General features: G+C 44.8%; 13 protein-coding genes, 1 tRNA gene and 2 rRNA genes. 8 read left to right on the forward strand and 8 right to left on the reverse strand.

What is annotated here, in order from left to right; all coding sequences use genetic code 11:
* Positions 1-234: 234 nt before the first annotated feature.
* The 4 genes from PN836_RS16955 (at position 235) to PN836_RS16970 (ending at position 6,765) form a co-directional block, all read left to right on the forward strand.
* Positions 235-3,328, forward strand: a 23S ribosomal RNA gene (locus PN836_RS16955).
* A gap of 165 nt (positions 3,329-3,493) precedes the next feature.
* Positions 3,494-3,623: ribosomal RNA gene (gene rrf / locus PN836_RS16960) — 5S ribosomal RNA — on the forward strand.
* A 220-nt stretch (positions 3,624-3,843) separates the two neighbouring features.
* Positions 3,844-5,631 (forward strand): GGDEF domain-containing protein, encoded by a 1,788-nt coding sequence (locus PN836_RS16965; protein WP_395340540.1) that lies wholly within the window; start codon positions 3,844-3,846, stop codon positions 5,629-5,631.
* A complete protein-coding gene (locus tag PN836_RS16970; RefSeq protein WP_395340543.1) occupies positions 5,632-6,765 on the forward strand; it encodes a glutathione S-transferase N-terminal domain-containing protein in 1,134 nt (377 codons plus the stop codon).
* Here the strand turns inward: PN836_RS16970 and PN836_RS16975 are convergent.
* The 5 genes from PN836_RS16975 to PN836_RS16995 all read right to left on the reverse strand — a co-directional run bounded on the left by PN836_RS16975 (position 6,762) and on the right by PN836_RS16995 (position 13,251).
* The gene (locus tag PN836_RS16975; protein ID WP_395340545.1) at positions 6,762-8,381 is read right to left on the reverse strand and encodes a glycerol-3-phosphate dehydrogenase/oxidase; all 1,620 of its coding nucleotides are present in this window, start codon (positions 8,379-8,381) and stop codon (positions 6,762-6,764) included. The two genes, PN836_RS16970 and PN836_RS16975, sit on opposite strands and share 4 nt — an antisense overlap.
* Positions 8,382-8,446: 65 nt before the next feature.
* The gene (locus PN836_RS16980; RefSeq protein WP_395340548.1) at positions 8,447-10,012 is read right to left on the reverse strand and encodes a sodium:solute symporter; all 1,566 of its coding nucleotides are present in this window, start codon (positions 10,010-10,012) and stop codon (positions 8,447-8,449) included.
* Between the two features lie 118 nt (positions 10,013-10,130).
* A complete protein-coding gene (locus PN836_RS16985) occupies positions 10,131-11,738 on the reverse strand; it encodes an alpha-glucosidase family protein (protein WP_395340550.1) in 1,608 nt (535 codons plus the stop codon).
* 111 nt (positions 11,739-11,849) lie between these two features.
* Positions 11,850-12,908 carry a LacI family DNA-binding transcriptional regulator gene (locus PN836_RS16990; RefSeq protein ID WP_395340552.1) on the reverse strand — a complete coding sequence of 353 codons (1,059 nt, stop codon included), beginning with the start codon at positions 12,906-12,908 and terminating at the stop codon, positions 11,850-11,852.
* Positions 12,909-13,047: 139 nt separating this feature from the next.
* Complete coding sequence (locus tag PN836_RS16995; protein WP_395340554.1) at positions 13,048-13,251, reverse strand: hypothetical protein; 204 nt, start codon at positions 13,249-13,251, stop codon at positions 13,048-13,050.
* A gap of 255 nt (positions 13,252-13,506) precedes the next feature.
* Between PN836_RS16995 and PN836_RS17000 the strand changes: the two genes are divergently transcribed.
* The gene (locus PN836_RS17000) at positions 13,507-14,346 is read left to right on the forward strand and encodes a DUF2797 domain-containing protein (RefSeq protein ID WP_395340556.1); all 840 of its coding nucleotides are present in this window, start codon (positions 13,507-13,509) and stop codon (positions 14,344-14,346) included.
* Positions 14,347-14,372: 26 nt separating this feature from the next.
* On the opposite strand, the gene PN836_RS17005 is transcribed toward PN836_RS17000, so the two are convergent.
* A tRNA-Leu gene (locus PN836_RS17005) sits at positions 14,373-14,459 on the reverse strand.
* 179 nt (positions 14,460-14,638) lie between these two features.
* Here PN836_RS17005 and PN836_RS17010 point away from each other — a divergent pair.
* Positions 14,639-15,136: an RDD family protein gene (locus tag PN836_RS17010; RefSeq protein ID WP_395340559.1), complete on the forward strand. Its 498-nt coding sequence runs from the start codon at positions 14,639-14,641 to the stop codon at positions 15,134-15,136.
* A 26-nt stretch (positions 15,137-15,162) separates the two neighbouring features.
* Here PN836_RS17010 and lptG read toward each other — a convergent pair whose 3' ends face one another.
* Together lptG and lptF are read right to left on the reverse strand one after the other, a co-directional pair.
* Complete coding sequence (lptG, locus tag PN836_RS17015) at positions 15,163-16,227, reverse strand: LPS export ABC transporter permease LptG (protein WP_395340562.1); 1,065 nt, start codon at positions 16,225-16,227, stop codon at positions 15,163-15,165.
* Complete coding sequence (lptF, locus tag PN836_RS17020; protein WP_395340564.1) at positions 16,220-17,323, reverse strand: LPS export ABC transporter permease LptF; 1,104 nt, start codon at positions 17,321-17,323, stop codon at positions 16,220-16,222. Before lptF ends, lptG begins: the two co-directional genes overlap by 8 nt.
* Positions 17,324-17,575: 252 nt before the next feature.
* On the opposite strand from lptF, the gene pepA reads away from it, so the two are divergent.
* Together pepA and PN836_RS17030 are read left to right on the forward strand one after the other, a co-directional pair.
* Complete coding sequence (gene pepA, locus PN836_RS17025) at positions 17,576-19,081, forward strand: leucyl aminopeptidase (protein WP_395340566.1); 1,506 nt, start codon at positions 17,576-17,578, stop codon at positions 19,079-19,081.
* Positions 19,082-19,083: 2 nt separating this feature from the next.
* A complete protein-coding gene (locus tag PN836_RS17030) occupies positions 19,084-19,554 on the forward strand; it encodes a DNA polymerase III subunit chi (RefSeq protein ID WP_395340569.1) in 471 nt (156 codons plus the stop codon).
* The last annotated feature ends 4 nt before the right edge of the window (positions 19,555-19,558 follow it).

Below are 19,558 nucleotides of genomic sequence, written 5' to 3' on the forward strand. Positions count from 1 at the left end.
GTAATCAATATTTAACGAAAGAGTAACTGATAGAACAGATTCGAAGCAATTCGAAAGACGTTCTTTCAAGAGAGCTACTCTATCTGACAAATAAAGCGTGTGCTTAGGCACATGTTGATTAGCAAACGTCATGCATATAGCTCAACGCAAGGTGAATTCAAAAGGCACCTTGCTAAAGTAAGCGAACCTACCTGCAAGTAAAGGGTGTGGTAAAAAGCCTACTTAGGGTTGTATGGTTAAGTGACAAAGCGTATACGGTGGATGCCTTGGCAGTTAGAGGCGATGAAGGACGTGTAAGTCTGCGAAAAGCTGTGGTGAGCTGACAAAATGCATTTGAGCCACAGATGTCCGAATGGGGAAACCCAGTCCTTAGGGACTATCTGCATCTGAATACATAGGGTGTAGAGGCAAACGAGGGGAACTGAAACATCTAAGTACCCTTAGGAAAAGAAATCAACCGAGATTCTCCTAGTAGCGGCGAGCGAACGGGGAGCAGCCGAATTGATATGAGTTAGTGGAATGCGTTGGGAAGCGCAGCGATACAGGGTGATAGCCCCGTACACGAAGGCTCATATTGGTCATATTAAGTAGGTCGGGACACGTGTTATCTTGACTGAAGATGGGGGGACCATCCTCCAAGGCTAAATACTCCTAACTGACCGATAGTGAAGTAGTACCGTGAGGGAAAGGCGAAAAGAACCCCTGTGAGGGGAGTGAAATAGAACCTGAAACCGTATACGTACAAGCAGTGGGAGCCCCTCACTTAAGTGGTCTTATAAAATGAGATTGCCTTAAGTGAGGGCATCGAAGAAAAATCTTTGATGTCTATAACTGAAGTAGCGCAGGACTGGCTAAGAAGGTTGTGAGTTAGTTTTGACCCGTCTCGCAGTGTACGTTTAAGTACATGAGAAACGGAAGCAAAAGTAACTCGCAAGATTCGACGGCAGGACAAGCGGGAGACTACTTAAGGAGGGGTGACTGCGTACCTTTTGTATAATGGGTCAGCGACTTAATTTTGGTAGCGAGGTTAACCGTATAGGGGAGCCGTAGCGAAAGCGAGTGTTAACTGCGCGTCTAGTTGCCAGGATTAGACCCGAAACCCGGTGATCTAGCCATGGGCAGGTTGAAGGTTGAGTAACATCAACTGGAGGACCGAACTCACTGATGTTGAAAAATCAGGAGATGACTTGTGGCTGGGGGTGAAAGGCCAATCAAACCGGGAGATAGCTGGTTCTCCCCGAAATCTATTTAGGTAGAGCCTCGGACGAACACCATTGGGGGTAGAGCACTGTTAAGGCTAGGGGGTCATCCCGACTTACCAACCCTTTGCAAACTCCGAATACCGATGAGTGCTATCCGGGAGACACACGGCGGGTGCTAACGTCCGTCGTGGAGAGGGAAACAACCCAGACCGCCAGCTAAGGTCCCTAAATATTGCTAAGTGGGAAACGATGTGGGAAGGCTAAGACAGCTAGGAGGTTGGCTTAGAAGCAGCCACCCTTTAAAGAAAGCGTAATAGCTCACTAGTCGAGTCGGCCTGCGCGGAAGATGTAACGGGGCTAAGCAATATACCGAAGCTGCGGCAAAGTCTTATGACTTTGGGTAGGGGAGCGTTGTGTAAGTGGATGAAGGTGGATTGAGAGGTCTGCTGGACATATCACAAGTGCGAATGCTGACATGAGTAACGATAATGGGGGTGAAAAACCCCCACGCCGGAAGACCAAGGTTTCCTGTCCCATGCTAATCAGGGCAGGGTAAGTCGGCCCCTAAGGCGAGGCCGAAAGGCGTAGTCGATGGGAAACGGGTTAATATTCCCGTACTTGTATAATCAGTGAAGGAGGGACGGAGAAGGTTATGCTAGCTTGGCGTTGGTAGTCCAAGTGAAAGTGCGTAGGGTGTTGGTTTAGGTAAATCCGGACCGACCATTTAAGAGATGAGCCTGAGACACGAGACGAGACTCTACGGAGTTGAAGTAGCAAATACCCGGCTTCCAGGAAAAGCTTCTAAACTTATGATTATACGAACCGTACCCCAAACCGACACAGGTGGTCAGGTAGAGAATACTAAGGCGCTTGAGAGAACTCGGGTGAAGGAACTCGGCAAAATAGTACCGTAACTTCGGGAGAAGGTACGCCCTTGGGTGTGATTGGACTTGCTCCATGAGCGCTTGAGGGTCGCAGTGACCAGGTGGCTGGGACTGTTTATTAAAAACACAGCACTGTGCTAAATCGAAAGATGACGTATACGGTGTGACACCTGCCCGGTGCCGGAAGGTTAATTGATGGGGTTAGCGTAAGCGAAGCTCTTGATCGAAGCCCCGGTAAACGGCGGCCGTAACTATAACGGTCCTAAGGTAGCGAAATTCCTTGTCGGGTAAGTTCCGACCTGCACGAATGGTGTAACCATGGCCACGCTGTCTCCACCCGAGACTCAGTGAAATTGAACTTGCTGTGAAGATGCAGTGTACCCGCACCTAGACGGAAAGACCCCGTGAACCTTTACTACAGCTTGGCACTGAACATTGACCCTACATGTGTAGGATAGGTGGGAGGCTATGAAACATTGTCGCTAGATGATGTGGAGCTGCCCTTGAAATACCACCCTTGTATGTTTGATGTTCTAACGTTGTCCCCTAATCGGGGATGCGGACAGTGTCTGGTGGGTAGTTTGACTGGGGCGGTCTCCTCCCAAAGTGTAACGGAGGAGCACGAAGGTTGGCTAATCCTGGTCGGACATCAGGAGGTTAGTGCAATGGCATAAGCCAGCTTAACTGCGAGACAGACACGTCGAGCAGGTACGAAAGTAGGTCATAGTGATCCGGTGGTTCTGAATGGAAGGGCCATCGCTCAACGGATAAAAGGTACTCCGGGGATAACAGGCTGATACCGCCCAAGAGTTCATATCGACGGCGGTGTTTGGCACCTCGATGTCGGCTCATCACATCCTGGGGCTGAAGTCGGTCCCAAGGGTATGGCTGTTCGCCATTTAAAGTGGTACGCGAGCTGGGTTTAGAACGTCGTGAGACAGTTCGGTCCCTATCTGGTGTGGGCGTTGGATGATTGATGGGAGCTGCTCCTAGTACGAGAGGACCGGAGTGGACGAACCGCTGGTGTTTGGGTTGTGATGCCAATTGCATTGCCCAGTAGCTACGTTCGGAACGGATAACCGCTGAAAGCATCTAAGCGGGAAGCCGGCCCAAAGATGAGTCATCCCTAGCGATTTAATCGCTTTGAAGGGTTGTTGAAGACGACGACGTTGATAGGCAGGGTGTGGAAGCGTTGTAAGGCGTTAAGCTAACCTGTACTAATTGCCCGTAAGGCTTAACCATACAACACCTAAGTAGGCTGAGGCTGAAGCGGGTAGTGTGTGAGGACGATTGTTAATCGTCGATAGAGTAGCCTCTTGCGTTAATGATGATAATTAGCAGTTTTTTCAGATGTTAAAGACATGCATTTAGGTGTATCTGCACTCGCGGATATACCGACAGTTTATGTCTGGCGACAATAGCGATACGGTACCACCTGACCTGTAACAGGGCTAGCCATTTCGAACTCAGAAGTGAAACGTATTAGCGGCGATGGTAGTGTGGGGTTTCCTCATGTGAGAGTAGCACATCGCCAGACTCCCAATTAAAGAAAGCCCTGGCGTGATGCTGGGGCTTTTTTGTTTTTGCTGAACGATAGTCTTATGAAGATAATCGTTTTGGAATATCACACTCCTACCTAGGTTTAAGTTGTTAAGACCTTCAGAAATGAATAGACTATAAGCATATTTAATATGGTTTCCAATTGCTTACTAACAGCAGTGCAAACGCAGTTTATATACACACTGAGGATATATTTTTTGCATTCATTTCGGTTTTTCGCTCTAGCCATAGCTTTAGTCACCAGTAATTTAGTGTTTGCTGAACTTCCTAAGACTCCCACCGATATAGATTTATTTATCTCAGAATCTAAAACGGTCACCTATGATTGTCCAAAGCCAGAGTCAGAAAAAAAGGTTGATGCTTTGCTTGAAGAAAATTCAATCAGTTTGGAGCAGCGAAACACCCTAACGACTATCAAGACACACAATTTAATTTGCCGTGGAAAAGAAGGACAAGCCAGAGACCTTCTTGTAGCGTTAACACAGCAATCCAATATAGACAAAAGCACGGAATACTATGCAAACGCGATATACCAAATTGGCTTTACCTATGATGTGCAAGAGAGAAGCGAACGGTGCGAATATTATTTACAGGCGCTAGAGCGCTCCAGAGGCAAGTTTGCGGATATCGAAATGAGTGCAAGTCTTGGTCTGATTAACTATTGTCCAAGTAGTGGTTATTCGACTGATAGTAAGAGACTTGCGGCTTTCTTCGAACTCGTTGAACAATTCGCAGGTTCAGATGATCGCAGAACGTTAGCGCACATTCACAATAATATTGGACTGTTTTTTGGTGAGCGGGAACAGCATGTGCTCGCTGCGGAGCAATTTCTTAAAGCGCACGAAATAGGCACAGATGTATATGAGGGTAGCAATAGGTTATCAATCTTGATTAGCGCAATATCTTCTCTCATTGCAAGTGGTCAATATGATCGCACAAAAGAGGCGCTTGACGAGTTTAAACGCATTAACAAAGATGTAAGCACGCAACTTACCAACTTTTGGTATTACTATGCAAAATCTGGATATCATTATAGGGTAAACGAAATGAACGAGTTGGCGGAGACGCTGCCATCGTTCAAGTCATCTATGCCGAGCAATAACGACCTATACGAGGGGCTTTATCGTTGGTATAGCGCTGTTCTTTGTGTACATAGAAATGATTTGGCCTGTGTACGAGAGTTTGTTGAAACGGAAAGGAAAGTCCCAGTCGGAAAGCGTCCCTATAGAAGTTATGATTTCTATAAGTTTTTAATCCGAGCAAACTTTGCATTGGGAGATATTGAAGCCGCCAATGAGGCTTTTGAGAATTCACTTATACACCTTGATAGGGTGAAATACAGATTAGACGGTTTTTCCAAAATTATTGGCGTGGCAAATCTTTATAGTCAAATCTACGTGCTAGAAAATGAGATTGCGGCTTCTGAGAGACGAAAACAGCAGTTGATATATGCAACTGTCGCAGCAGCAGCACTTACGTTTTTTATCTTGGTGTTACTTGTGCGCCGGCGCCAAATTGCTCGCCAAGCCCTCGATCCTGTTACATCGCTGTTCAATAACAAAACTGCTGTAGGGAAAATTAGTAGGGTCGAATCGCCAAGCAAAGGGAAAAGTAATGCAATTGCCATTTTCGACCTGGGCAACTTTCGAGAAGTCAATCGCCAGTTGGGTTCGACAAAAGGCGATTATGCACTGCAACGCATAGCAAACACACTGAAAAAAGTGACTCGAGATAAAGATATTTTAGGTCGATTCGCTCCTGAGCAGTTCATTTTATGTTTGCCTGATATTGAAGAGGAGTCGGCGAAATCGTTTTTTGAACGTGTGCAATCAGCTTTAGAAAGCACTTTCAAAGATGAGCAAAATGGCGAGAACGTCAGCATTCGTTCCAGTATGAGCATTTACATTAGCTCTGGAAAGTTTAACGACTTAGATACCGTTCTTGACGAAATGTTGCTTTCCCTTAGTATTAGCGCCTCTAAATAGGTGAGTGCTATTCCAAATAAGCATTACATTTTGTATGGCGCACAGGTTTCTCTTTTCAGTGGAAAAACCCGCTCATATCTAAAGTACAAGCAAATTCCCTTTCAAGAGCAAGTAGCAACGGCGAAAGTGGTAAATGGCGAGCTATATCAACAAACCGGTTTGCGGATGATCCCCGTTGTGAAAACACCAGACGGGAAATACATCCAAGATACGTCTGCGATCATGGACTACTTCGAGGAGCGCTTTTCAGACGATTCAATCTATCCAGCCTTTCCGCTACATAGGCTTATTGCCCATTACTTGGAACTATACGCCGATGAATGGTTGTTATTGCCTGCAATGCATTACCGCTGGCACTACAAACGAGAGAATCTATGGTTTATTCTAAAAGAATTTGGGGCGTCTGCTGTGCCAGAATGGCCTCGTTTTCTGCAGCCATTCGGAGCCTTAGTCCCTGCTATTTATTTTGGACGCTTATACAAACCTGTTTTGGGAATAAGTCAAAAGAATAGACATGAGGTGGAGCAGTTCTACAAAGGTTTTTTACGATACTTTGATGCCCATCTCGCCACGCAAGATTTTGTGTTTGGTCAAAGGCCTAGCGTAGCAGACTTTGCCTTTTATGGACCTTTGTATGCTCATTTGTATCGAGATCCCTACTCTGGAAAAATGATGCGAGAATCGGCTCCCAGAGTAGCGCAGTGGGTAATGCGAATGAGTAAACGACAAGATTGCTATGGTGAATTTACCGAGCAAGCTGAACAGTTACCTGAATTCATTTTAAAAACGCTTCAGCACATGGTGAAGACTCAACTGCCTGTGTTACTCGAAACAATCAAAAGAGTGGCGAGTCGAAGCGATGATAGGCCTAATGACAAGCTACCGAGATTTTTAGGCAAAACAGAATTCCGCTTAGATAAGGTAAGCGAAGAGCGTTATATAAATGTTTATGCGCAATGGATGTTGCAACGTCCGCTTGAGTATTTCAGTAGTTTGTCAGCTTCAGAGCAAGCCAGTATAAGAAAAGTCTTCGACGTAAATGGATTATCAGCCCTCTTGGACATTGATATTACGCACCCAATCCAGCGGAGAGATAATAAGCTCTATCCGGTCAACGCTGCGATTCAGCCCTAACTGGCGGCGTTTATATATTCCTGACGCTTTGCTTCAGCTTGTTCACCGAACAAAATCTCGCAGGCCTCGACCATCCCACGAGTCTCTATAATATCACTCTTGCGCAACACCATTTCTATTTTTGAACGTCTGCGCACAAAGTCTTCAAGCTTAGTAATCATTTCTCTTCGAGATGCATAATGTAGCTCAGCTCTCAAATACTCTGCATTTTCCATAAGTTGCTCTGCTTGGCTAGGATCTCTTTGTATTTCATCTAAAATCTGCAGGGCATGGATGTCGTAACGTCGCCACAAGCGCGTCGTGAGTTTTTCGGATGAGTATGCTGGTGTTTTGCTATCTAGTTCCAAAAGTTTTGCACGATACTCAAACTCAGCTTTTATCTCATTTGACGATTCGCCATACCAGATCCTTTCCATCTCAGGGAGCGCAATCCCCATATTTTGGATATGCTCACATACTTCTTCACCTACGTTAATGCAATCTGTAAGTTTACCGCCAAATATGCTCATATATCTCTTTTGTTTATCTACATCAATAGCATGCTTGCGTGAGAGCTGAACCCAGTCAGCGCTTGAGCTTGAGCCTTTTACCGCTAACGGCCGAACGCCACATCTTTCGGAAATAATATCTTCGGTGGTTAACGGAGCCGCGAGGTCAAGTAAGCTATTTACATTATCTAATATAAACTGTCGGTCTTCGTCGGTAACCTCTGTAATAGGATTTTCTACCTGGTCATCGGTGGTGCCTATACATGTTTTTTGACCCATGGGAATAACAAAAAATAGGCGTCCATCAGAGGCGAAAAATGCCAGGACTTTATCTACTTTTGTTAGCTTGTCGACAATTAAATGCACACCTTTTGAAAACAAATGATGGTGCTCTGTTTGTTGCGCATTTCCTTCATTAAATATATCTACCATCGGGCCACAAGCATTAATCACTGCTTTTGAGCGAATCGTAAATGGTGACGCTTCTGATCCATCAGTTTGCGCAACATCCAAGGCAGTCGTTTCCCACACACCGTCAACGAACTTGCTTTCTGAAGCGTTCACATAATTTGCAACTATCGCACCATTATCCATGGCGTTACGCACAAAATTAAACACAAAACGAGCATCATTGTCATAAAGAAAGGCATCAGAATATTCGAAACCGCCTTGCGAATTAGATACATCAATGACACTTTCCGTCTTTTTTATCGCAGACGCTTTTAAAAATGTTGGTTTTTGAGTGAAAAAGCGTCCCATTAACCAATAAAGCACGGTGCCTATGTAAACAAACCAAGCAGGAAATCTAAAGCCATTTTGTAAGGTTGTTAGAAATCGAATTTCTTTTACTGTAGAGGGATAGCTCCGCATCAGATGATTTCGACTTTTGCACAACTTATTGACCAATAGATACTCATGGTTTTCTAAGTATTTGATGCCACCCCAAGCGAGATTGGATGAATTAGACGAGGTATGCCCCGCAAAATCACCTTTGTCGATAAGCGCAACTTTTGCGCCCTTGCGAGTAAGCGCTGCCGCCGCGACCGCGCCGTTGATACCGGAACCGACCACTAATACATCAAATTCATTTTCTCGTAATTTATTAATGTTGGTGTGTCTTAATAGCATCGCTTATCGAGGTTTCCTTTTTTCATAGTGTTGTATTATCGCTAGTTGGTTTGCACGCTGGCGATTTACCAAAATGCAACGAGCACCCAAATCATCGAGATCATCAAAAGGACAGCATGTAAGCGGTAATCCGCGAGCATGCTAGTGCCTGTTTTTTCAGCGATTAAAGATTTATCGAAGACCAGAGCTGAGACATCCTTATTTAAATCTTGAGGCCCAAACTTTGATACAAGGACAAAAATAGCCGTACACACAACAAACATGATACCTACGCCAATGGAGAAGTGAATATCAAGTGCACCGCTTTGTCGCCCCAAGAACATAAAGATCCCAAGAACAAAGCCAAGTACCAAGGTATAAAAAGCCGCGCTTGGTGTGGCGCTACGATAAAACACACCGACTAAAAATAGCACTGCAATGGGCGGTACGATTATGGCAAACATTTGTTGTAAATATGACCACAGTCCGCCAAAATTCGCAATCTGCGGGGCCCACAAAGCAGCAATAACCATAATGATGAGGGTGGTGATACGGCCAATTTTTGCGACTTTCTCATCGCTTATTCCAGGCTTGCCAGGCTTAACAAAATCTACTACTACGAGAGTTGAGGCTGAATTTAGCGTGGAGTCAACGCTCGACATAATCGCTGATATCAGGCCTGCTAAAACAATGCCTACCACACCTACTGGTAACACTTCAGATATTAAGGTCGGAAACACCATATCGCCATTTTCAATATTCGGTAATATGCTGATCGCCATTGCGCCAGGCAAGACCATGATAAACAGTGGAAGAATTTTTAAGAATCCACCTAGCATCGCGCCCCAACGAGCATGTTGAACATTTTTAGCTGCTAATACCCGTTGCGTCACATACTGATTGGTTACCCAATACCAGAATCCTAAAAGCGGAACACCTACTAAAGTGCCTAGCCATGGAAGGGTAGGATCGTCCATAGGACGAATAACGGATAAATGATCATCGGGCACAGATGAGGATAGCATTGACCATGAGAAATCAAGTCGTTCAAACAACATGTAAGTCAAAATACTGCAACCAACCAATAGTATAATCGCTTGCAGCGTGTCTGTATAAGCAACTGCTTTTAAGCCACCAAACGCGGTATAAAATCCAGCTACGAGAGCAAGGCCAATTGCGGTATAAGAGAGCGGTAACTCGGGAAAAAACACCTGTAGCACCACGGCACCTGCATACAAGCCACCAGCCATATCGACCAATACGCTAGTAACAATAGTCACGGTCGAAAATATTTTTCGCGAACGAACATCGTATCGCAATTCTAAATATTCAGGCACAGTAGTAATTTGTGCTCGTAAATAGATTGGTATAAATATAGCGGCCATAATTATCAGAGGCAGTCCCGATAACCATTCATAGTTTGAGCTGGCTATACCGGTAGTGTACGCTGCGCCGGTCAGTCCAATGAGTGTGGTACTTGAAATATTTGAAGCAAACAAGCTAGCACCAATCACGCCCCATGTCAGCGTACGCCCGCCTAAGAACAAATCTTCGCCGGTCTTGGTTTTCATACCTACCCAGACACCAATAACTAAAACGACCATGAAATAAGCCGCAATAATTACCAAATCTATATTGTGAATTGAGTCCATGTAATGGCTCCCTGTAGATGTTTTACATCTTTTTTATTGTTGCTACGCTCATAGTAGCGTGAATGCCGAGCTGACAAAATGCACGCTCAAACATTTGTTAACTTAATTTTTACTTAATTTATTGAACATCAGCGAACAGTACTTGATATGGCGGCAAACTGAGATGCTGACCCTCCAAAACAGGTTGAAAGTCACTATTGGCATGAACATGAATGTTCGCAAACGGCAGCTCGACCTCGGCTTGCTCAGGGGTTAAATTAATCACTACCAACATTTGCTGGTTTTCGGATGTTCTTAGCCATGCAAGCACTTTGGGTAAGTCCAAGAGTGTAAATTCTCCGTCTCTCAAAGCGTTTTGCTGATTCCTCCATTTGACTAAACGTCGGGTTTTATTCAGCATGCTCGACGGGTTTTGTTGTTGGCGTTTAACCGACAATTGAAGCTGTTGTTTATCTATCGGAAGCCATGGTTTTACCTCGGAGAATCCGCCAAAAGCTTCTGCCTCGTCCCAAATGATTGGCGTTCTGCATCCGTCTCTTCCTTTATATTCAGGCCAAAATGGTTTGCCGTATGGGTCTTGTAGATCATCAAACTCAACATCTGATTCTGACAGGCCTAACTCTTCTCCTTGATACATGCAGACGCTTCCTTTTAAGCTGAGCAGTAAGGCCATTGCTGCCAAAGCAAAGTCTGGATGCGCATCCCCCTGGTTCCAGCGTGACACTACTCGCTGCACATCATGATTACTTAATGCCCAGCAAGCCCAGCCGTCTTTCAAGGTTTGATTAAATTCTTCTGCGACCGACTCAACTACCTGTTTCGAACATGCGTCGCCCAATAGGTCGAAGGTGTACGCCATATGCAGGCGTTTGTCACCGGCAGTGTAATCGGCCATGATGTCTAGTGAGTGCTCGCCGTTGATTTCACCCATCGTCGTAATGTCAGGATATTGCTCAGTCAAAGCGCGCAGCTTGGCAATAAATGCAATGTTCTCGATTTGCGTAATTGAGTGAATATGTGACTGTCGAGCATAAGGATTGCTGTCTGTGACACCGACTGTGCTGCGCTCGCCCTCAGGAAAAACAGGATTGTCTCTTAGCTGTTTATCATGGAAGTAGAAGTTGGCAACGTCCAGCCTAAACCCATCTACACCGAGGTCTAACCAAAATTTAAGATTTTCAAGTTGAGCGGCTTGCACTGCTTCGTTATGAAAGTTTAAGTCGGGCTGATTGCTTAAGAAGTTGTGCAGATAGTATTGCCCGCGACGATCATCAAAGGTCCATGCACTTCCACCAAAAAATGATAGCCAGTTGTTTGGTGGGCCGCCTTGCTCGTTCGGGTCGGCCCACACAAACCAGTCGGCCTTATCATTGGTTCTGTTTTGCCTGCTTTGAGCAAACCACTCATGCTCATTTGAGCAATGACTGATCACTTGATCAATAATGACTTTTAACTTGAGAGAGTGCGCCTTTGCTAGGAGGTTTTTGAAGTCATCTAAGCTCCCAAACAGGGGATCTACTTCTCGGTAGTCGCTTATATCGTAACCAAAATCATTCATCGGAGATTTAAAAAATGGGGAAATCCAAATTGCATCCACACCAAGCGATTGAACATATTCGAGCTTTTGGGTAATGCCTGTGAGGTCGCCAACACCATTATTATTGCTATCTTTGAAACTTCTTGGATAAATTTGGTAAATGACCGCGCCTTTCCACCAATCTGACATAAATCTTCTGCCTTACAACATGTTGTTTCGTATTAACGCGCAGATTTTACTGAAAAAGTAGAGCGGTGGAATCTAAAACGAAACTTAATTTAACTTAATTTTTACTTAAATTTACGTTTCGACCTTTGGACAGCTTTGCCCAACACGTAGAGGCGCATGTAAGATCAAGTTTTCTTCTTCGCGTTGTCCTAAGAAAATCTGTGCTGCCGCTCGTCCTTTTTCCATACTAGGCTGCTCGATGGTTGTGAGTGGAACAACAGAATGACGACCTTCATCAATGCCGTCAAAACCGGTGATAAGAATATCTTGGGGTACGGAAAAACCAAGGTCATGGGCGGCTTGCATTGCACTTAACGCAATTCGGTCGCTCATGCACAAAATTAACTCAGGTTTTTCTGGCCGCTGAAGTAAATAGCGCGCCATTTCGTAAGCATAAAAATGGGTATTATCTGGGATACTCCAAATTGCAGAGTCAGGGATATGGTGATCAAGCTTAAGTGCCGCATCCTGAAAACCAAGAAGACGTTGCACCATTATATTGTTAGATTCATCGAGTAAGGTCGCATCGACCATGCTTTTTGTTTCTTGTTCCTTTGTCATTCTAAGTCCAATAACCGCTGTTTTTCGAGGATTATGAGCAAAAGCAAATTCTGCGCAATCCCGTGCGGCTTTTCGGTTATCAATATTAATTGATACAGAGTTTTCCAGAGTGAAGTCGATAGCGATGATGGCTTTTCGATGATAGATAAGCTCGTTTAATCGGTCTTGTGAGGGGGGACCATAAATAATAAAGCCTTCAACAAATGCTTCTAAACCACTTAAGCCCTGAAGCTCGCGTCGAGAAGGTACAACCAGAATATTATACTCAGGCTCATCAAATACCTGCGAGATCCCTTGTAGGACAAAATTTGCAACAGGATCTGAAAAGCTATAGCTCAGCTGGTGGGATAGCATCACCGCAATGACTTTCGTTTTACTGGTTCGAAGTTGACGAGATTCTGCATGGGGACCTGCATATCCCATTTTTTTGCAAGACTGCAGTATTTCTTCCCGAAGCTCTAAGGATAGCTGCGACGGGCGATTAAATGCGTTGGATACTGTTGCGGTTGATACGCCTATTGCGTGTGCAACCTGTTTTAAAGTCAGGCGTTTTGCTCGTCTAATTGCCATAAAAGCCACTGCTGCGTCGATTGTTTGCTACCTTTACCTACCAAACAGATAGCAAGTAAAGACTTGGGTGACTTAAGTTACCTTGAATTTGTCATGAAGACTAGGGCTTGTTGTTCAAGCCCTAAATTTGAAGCAGCGTTTAGTGTTTTCTTTGTTTGCCCAAGGTAGCGTCACTGATGGACTTGAGCGTTTTTCCTAAAAATGTGCTGTGAGTGACTTCCAATAGTTCGCCCACTTCCAAAAGCAACTGCCGTGTTTTTTCATCTCCTAAAGACTCGCAGTGATCAACCAGCGTTTCTATTTCTTCTCGTAAAAACGTAAGTTTATCGTCGATTAGTTTCATATATGTCCTCCGAGCACGTAATGTATAGAGTTGCCGGCGTTTATTAAATCAGTGAATACTTGAAATGAGTTCGCAGTTAATCGGAAAAATCTGTTTAATTTTTAAGATTGCTGTGGGTGTGCGTGAAAATGCAAACATTCAGCGACGGCACAGGAGGCTGAATTTTTATAGCAAGCGCATAGCAATATTCCATTTTTTATGCATACTTTGTGGCATTCAGACATCATAAACTTATGTACTCAACTTGAGGTGGTAATGGCGAATTACGCAGGCACAATAAAAAAGATGCAAGTAAGCACAAATGACCATGGAGTAGCGCAATATCAACTCCCGATTGGTTCTGAAGAAGTGGACGTAAATGCATTAGTCGGGAGCACGGTAAGCGTTGTTTTTACCAACAGAATTGAATGCGTGCATTGCCAGCGCCCGACAAAAAAGAGTTTTAATCAAGGATATTGCTATCCTTGTCTTATGCGTTTAGCGCAATGTGATTCGTGTATCATTAAACCAGAGCTTTGCCATTACCAAGAGGGAACCTGTCGTGAACCTGAGTGGGGTGAGGCGCACTGTTTGCAAAACCACTTTGTTTACTTGGCCAATACTGGAGCGGCCAAAGTCGGAATAACGCGTCATGCCGTTCAGGGCGTTTCATCACGATGGATTGACCAAGGTGCCTCTCAGGCTTTGCCAATATTCAGGGTAAGTGAACGAAAACTAAGCGGTTTACTTGAAACAACCCTGGCAAAACACATAAGCGACAAAACAAACTGGCGCGTGATGCTTAAAGGGCAAATTACCCCCTTAGATTTATCTGCCATTAGAGATGAACTTCTCAGCCAAGCTAAAGTCGACATTGATGCGCTCACGCAAGAATATGGCTTGCAGGCAATATCGCCCGTGGAGGCAGAGCCAGTTGCTATCGACTACCCTGTTGAGCGTTATCCTGAAAAGATAAAGTCCATTAACCTTGATAAGACCTCAGAATTCAGTGGCGTCTTAAACGGCATAAAAGGGCAGTATTGGTTGCTAGATGAAGACAGAGTTATCAACATCCGAAAATACTCGGGTTATGAGTGGGAATTAAGTGTTCAGTGAATGCTGTATTAGGAGAGATTTAACTATGGTACCAGAGGCCGGACTTGAACCGGCACAGTGTTGCCACCGGCGGATTTTGAATCCGCTGCGTCTACCAATTTCGCCACTCTGGCATGCATAGCTAAGCCTCTTTCGAGGTGCGAAGCATTATAGCGGTATCATGCTTTGTATCAAGTCTTATTTACATTATTCATAAACAATCAATCCCATTTGTTATCCTTGCTCATAAAATTCACCAAATTAGTGATAAACTCTGTGCCACAAAGCCTTAAGTAGTTGGAAATTGCAATTTATGAATGAAAATCTAGATAAACGCGCTGGGTTTTTTCGAAGGCTCGCGGCAATGGTTTATGATGGTCTGATTGCCGTCGCAATTGGCATGCTCACTGCGCTTATTTTTATCGCGTGTTTAACGGCCTTAATTGAAAATAACGTGTTACCAGATTTCGGTTTTGAGCATGTAAGCGACCTAATGCAACAAAGCATGGCTTATAAGCTTTCCGTTCAAATTTGGGTGGGTTTTTGGATTTGCGCGTTTTTCTTATGGTTTTGGAAAAATGGCGGGCAGACCCTAGGTATGCGTGCTTGGCGAATACGAATATATAATCTGCAAGAAGATCATCCAGTTGGCTATGGTCGTTTGCTGTTACGTCTTGTTAGCGCCTTCGGGGGGCTTGGGACCTTGCTTGTATTACTTGACTATAAACATAAGCTCGCTTTACAAGACCGCGTTACTCACACTGAAGTGTTGCTGCTAAGTTCTGAGGAAAATCACCACCGAGCTTGGTAAACGCGATTTGCGTGTAGTCTAGTTTACTACTGGCGCTTGAGCAAATATATCGACAGCAGCGCAAACACCAAACTTGGCAGAATAGCACCGAATGCTGGCACAAGTTGAAACACTAGACTAACCTGTCCAAATACTTCATTGCTGATGAAAAACCCAAAGCCTGCCAACACGCCCATGATGGTTCTCGCCCCCATGGTCACACTCCTAAGCGGGCCGAAAATAAATGACATAGCCAAAAGCAGCATTACCCCGACCGAAATGGGCTGAAAAATCTTACGCCAAAGTGCGAGTTCGTAGCGGGCAGATTCTTGCCCATTGTTTTCTAAATAATTCACATAATCTATCAGACCTCTGATAGATAAAGCTTCAGGCTTGATTGCAACAATACCTAGCTTATCCGGGGTTAAAGTGCTGTTCCACGTTATACTTTGCACGTCACGATTGCTTATTTTACTCTCACTAAACTGCATTTCGTTTACGTCAGACATGGTCCAATTGTTGCCGCTAAAGTCGGCTGAAGCTGCTTTGATAATGCCGGTAAGATTCAATTCATCATCAAACTGATAGACTTCAATCTCTTGCAGCGTATCTTGGTCGAGCACATTACCAATACTTACAAAATCATTGCCATCTTTTGCCCAGGTGACTGAGTCAGAGGCGAGAAGACTGCCGCCTGAAAGTGCTTGGGTTCTCAACTCTTTCGCCTTACTTTCGCTTTGTGGCGTCACAAACTCGCCAATAGCCATCATCGCAATAATTACAACCACAATCGATTTCATTGCCGAGCCTGTAATATTCGCGCGGCTCATCCCAGAGGCCTGCATAACCACTAACTCACTGCTTTGCGCCAATAAGCCCATGCCGATTAATCCGCCTAATAATGTCGCCATAGGTAAAAACAGCTCAATTTCTCTTGGAAGACTCAAAAAGACATAAAGCGCGGCAACTGTCATGTCGTAGTCTCCTTGACCCACGCGGCGTAGTTGTTCAACAAACTTGATTAGTGCACTTAAGCCAACTAGAACAGAAAGCGTAATTGCAATAGTGCTCAGTAGCGTTCTTGCTATGTAAAAATCAAGAATTCTAAGCATGTTTTTGCCTTAAAAATATTTGCCGGATAAAGGCTCCAGTTTTTCTATCGCGCGCAATAAGCCCAAAGCCAATCAGCAGCATGACTACATGCACCCACCATAAGCCTAGGAAGCTAGGCAGTCTACCATCTTCCATAATTCGTCTTGAGGCGAGGAGCAGCAGAAAATACCCTAAGTAAAGGAGTAAGGCTGGTAGCATTTTACCAAAGCGCCCTTGGCGAGGATCAACAGCGCTCATTGGGACCGCAATGAGGACTAAGAATGGCAGTGAAAGTGGGATCGCAATACGCCACTGAAGCTCCGCAGAAGCTTCAATACCTTTCATTTGCACTAGCTCCATTGTAGATAGTGTGACTAACTTGCGTCTTTCTTCTTCGCGATTGGGTGGGGTGATTGTGACCGCGTATTCGTCAAAATTCACAATTTGATAGTCGTTTGCGCGCTTTTTACCATCGTATTGATTGCCATCTACCAGGATGAGTGTTTGTTCGCCAAAAGCACTTTGTTGTATACGGCCTTGCTTTGCGTAAATAAGATGAACTTCTTCCTCATCTTTAACCGCTTGCGATAAAAATACTTTTTGCAAAGATTCGGTATCGTTATCTGTATCGTGAACAAAAATAACCGCTTTACTATCACTAGTTTGTTGAAATCTTCCGGGAATAACAGCCGCAAGTCCGGAGTTAGCCGCAGCTTCTTCTTTGAGCTGGTGTTCTTTTTCTAAAGCAAGCGGAGCTAAGTACAGCGTAACGGTGGCAGTGATTGCCGCAATAAACAGCGAGAAAATTAAGGTTACTCTGGTGACATACCATTCGCTTACGCCACACGCTTTTAGCACGGTCATCTCACTGTCCACGTACATGCGACCATGCGCGAGCATCACGCCTAAGAATAAACTGATAGGCAACACTAAGGAGGCCAACACAGGGCTATAGAGTGTAATAAATCCCACAACCAAATCAGCAGGTACGTTGCCATCAGTAGCATCGCCTAAGACGCGCACAAACCTTAAGGTGATGAAAATAGACATTAATATGAAAAAAACGGCAATTTGAGATTTGAATGTTTCGCGCAGGAGATATCTAAAAATAAGCATTTCGGCCAGTTTCTTTTTTTTCTAAATAGTCGTTTTTGGTGGAAAGGCAGTGATATTTCGGTAAACTTAGTGTTTATCACACTTTTGCATGGTTAGCGTGTACTCAATTGAGCGTATAACCGTGCTTTTATCACTGCGCTTGCCGCGCTTTAATAGCCAAAGTGTAGCATATCATTCTAAATGGCTAATAGTGATAACAACGAATATCAATAATTAGCGGCAGTGCTTTTTAAGTGAATACAAGAGGTAAACATGGAATTTGGAGTGAAAAGTGGTAGTCCAGAGAAGCAGCGCAGCGCCTGTATTGTTGTTGGCGTATTTGAGCCAAGAAGACTAACGCCTGTTGCAGAACAGTTGGACGAAGTCAGCGAAGGTTACATTAGCAATTTAATTCGCCGAGGCGATTTGGAGGGCAAAGCTGGGCAAATGCTACTGCTGCATCATGTACCAAATGTATTGAGTGAGCGCGTGCTGTTAGTCGGCTGTGGGAAAGAGCGAGAACTGAACGAACGCCAATATAAACAAATTGTGGCTAAAACTATTCAAACGCTTAATGAAACCGGCTCTATGGAGGCCGTAAGCTTTTTGACCGAGCTGCACGTTAAAGGCAGAGACACGTATTGGAAAGTTCGCCAGGCGGTAGAAGCTGCCAGTGCTTCTGTGTATACCTTTTTGCAATTGAAGACGAAAAAGGGGGAGCCACGTCGGCCGTTGCGAAAGATGGTCTTCAATGTACCCACCCGCCGCGAACTGCCAATTGGTGAGCGCGCTATTGAGCATGCGCAAGCCATCAGCATTGGTGTTAAGGTCGCGAAAGATGTCGCCAATATGCCGCCTAATATCTGTAATCCACAATTTTTGAACGACCAAGCCGCTGAGCTAGTTGCCAATTACGACAGCTTAAGCCTCGAAACAATTAATGAAGCAAAAATGGCTGAACTTAAAATGGATTCTTACCTAGCGGTAGGGCGAGGTTCAGTGAATGAATCTATCATGAGCATCATTGAGCACAAAGGCGGTGAAAAAGACCAAGCGCCGATTGTGATTGTGGGTAAAGGCTTAACCTTTGATTCTGGCGGTATATCTATAAAGCCCAGCGAAGCCATGGATGAAATGAAATACGACATGGGTGGTGCTGCGGGTGTGCTGGGACTAATGCACTCTGTGGCAGAGCTTAATTTACCACTTAACATAATCGGCGTGCTGGCAGGTTGCGAAAACATGCCAGATGCGAATGCGTATCGACCGGGCGATATTCTGACGACTATGTCGGGTCAAACCGTCGAAGTACTTAACACGGATGCCGAAGGGCGACTGGTGCTGTGTGATGCACTTACCTATGTTGAGCGGTATGAACCCGAGGCTGTGATTGATGTGGCAACCCTGACCGGCGCTTGCGTGATTGCTTTAGGTAAACATGCTACTGCGGTTTTAAGCTCGCACAATCCGCTTGCCCATGAGATTGTTAATGCGTCTGAGCAAAGCTCCGACAAAGCATGGCGCTTACCGCTATGGGATGAATATCAGCAACAAATAGAAAGCCCCTTTGCCGACATGGCAAACATTGGTGGTCGTCCAGCCGGTACAATTACCGCAGCATGCTTTTTATCGCGCTTCACTAAAAAATATAATTGGGCACATCTGGACATTGCCGGCACAGCTTGGGTGGGGGGCGCGCAAAAAGGCGCCACCGGTCGTCCAGTCCCGATGCTTACACAATACCTAATGAATAAAGCCAATATTGTTTGTGATGAATAGTCATGAAGGTCAGTTTTTACGAGCTTGCTGCTAAAGCAGACCATGCGACTGACTCAGATGCGCAAGGGAATATAGATGATGTGTTATCTGAAAAAGGCATCGCATTAATCGCTGAGTTTTATAGTAAGCGTCAATACTTAACCCTTGTTTGCGCTGATAAAACGCAAGCGGAATGGGTTGATGAGTATATTTGGCGGCAACCTGCCGAGCGCTTTATTGCTCACAATTTACAAGGCGAGGGCCCAAAAAACGGCTCTCCCGTTGAGATAACTTGGTTGGAGCAGCTTGATACTCATCCTGTGAGAAACAAAAAAGTCGTTATCAACCTTGCAGAGTGTCACTTGGCGCAGTTTGCCGCATTTCATCACTTAATTGATTTTGTACCAAGTGATGAAGCACGAAAAGCTCAGGCAAGAGAGCGCTACAAGCAGTATAAGCAAGCCGGTTGCGATATGCGGTTTATCAATGCCTAAGCGC

The sequence above is a fragment of the Ningiella algicola genome (assembly GCF_028401415.2).
Taxonomy (GTDB): Bacteria; Pseudomonadota; Gammaproteobacteria; order Enterobacterales; family Alteromonadaceae; genus Glaciecola.